Raw genomic sequence first — 1257 nt, 5'->3', positions numbered from 1 at the left:
AAAGCAATGACATCACAACCTAAACTGTGATGTCATTTTCCTCCAGCGTCTTGTCCTCATTACCTAAAAACTTATGAAGAAAATTGCTTTTATTGCCACCGCTCTCTTATTGGCAGGCTGTAGCCGCGAATTCGTCGAAAAAATTTATGACGTGAACTACGAGCCAACCAACCGCTTTGCAAACAACCTAGCAGAGCTACCAGGTCAGTTTGAGAAAGATACCGCCGCACTCGATGCGTTGATCAATAGCTTCTCAGGCAATATCAAAAAGCGTTGGGGACAACGTGAAGTGAAGTTCGCAGGTAAAAGTAACTACGTTAAGTACATCGACAATTATTTAAGTCGGGCAGAAGTGGATTTCCAGAAAGGTCTTATCACTATCGAGACCGTTTCTCCGACCGAACCACAAAAACACTTGAAGAACGCGATCATCACCACATTGCTAACGCCAGATGATCCAGCAAACGTCGACTTGTTCTCATCGAAAGAGATCAAACTCGAAGGCCAACCCTTTTTGTACAAACAGGTGCTCGATCAAGATAAAAAGCCCATTCAATGGTCATGGCGCGCGAATCGCTTCGCTGACTATCTGATTGCCAATAACATCAAAACCAAAGATGTAGACTTTAAAAAAGCGTATTACGTTGAGATTCCAATGGTAGAGGATCACTTCTCTCAGCGTAGTTACCAATACGCGGATATCGTGCGTCGCGCGTCAAAAAAATACGACATTCCTGAAGATCTGATTTACGCCATCATCAAAACCGAGAGCAGTTTTAACCCTTACGCAGTAAGTTGGGCCAATGCTTATGGATTGATGCAAGTAGTGCCCAAAACCGCTGGTCGTGATGTATTTAAGCTCGTAAAGAACAAATCAGGACAACCTAGCCCAGAGTATTTGTTCAACCCAGAAAACAATATTGACACAGGAACCGCCTACTTCTACATCCTCAAAAACCGTTATTTACGCGAAGTTCAGCATCCAACTTCGTTAGAGTACAGTATGATTTCCGCTTACAACGGTGGAACTGGTGGTGTTTTAAACACATTTAATCGCAGTGACCGAAAACGTGCGATGCGAGATCTCAATTCTTTGCAACCCAACCAAGTTTATTGGGCGCTAACTAAGAAACATCCGAACGCTGAAGCGCGTCGTTACCTAGAAAAAGTTACAAATTTCAAAAAGGAATTTAACTCTGAGCACACTTTGTAATGACAGTTGAATAAAAAGCGTTCGAACAACCACTTTTTTGAAAT

Annotated in this window: 1 protein-coding gene; it reads left to right on the top strand. The window is 42.6% G+C overall.

The genetic code is table 11. The features are described from left to right. The first annotated feature begins 73 nt into the window (after window positions 1-73). Window positions 74-1213: a membrane-bound lytic murein transglycosylase MltC gene (gene mltC, locus R8N46_RS24880; RefSeq protein WP_005490305.1), complete on the top strand. Its 1140-nt coding sequence runs from the start codon at window positions 74-76 to the stop codon at window positions 1211-1213. Window positions 1214-1257 lie beyond the last annotated feature (44 nt).

Source organism: Vibrio sp. 1874, from assembly GCF_033344395.1.
Taxonomy (GTDB): Bacteria; Pseudomonadota; Gammaproteobacteria; order Enterobacterales; family Vibrionaceae; genus Vibrio; species Vibrio alginolyticus.
Note: the sequence above shows the minus strand (reverse complement) of the source record. Positions and strands in the feature narration are given on the sequence as shown.

Coding starts and splice junctions, on each gene's coding strand:
- mltC (WP_005490305.1), top strand. CDS start 74: ATGAAGAAAATTGCTTTTATTGCCACCGCTCTCTTATTGGCAGGCTGT.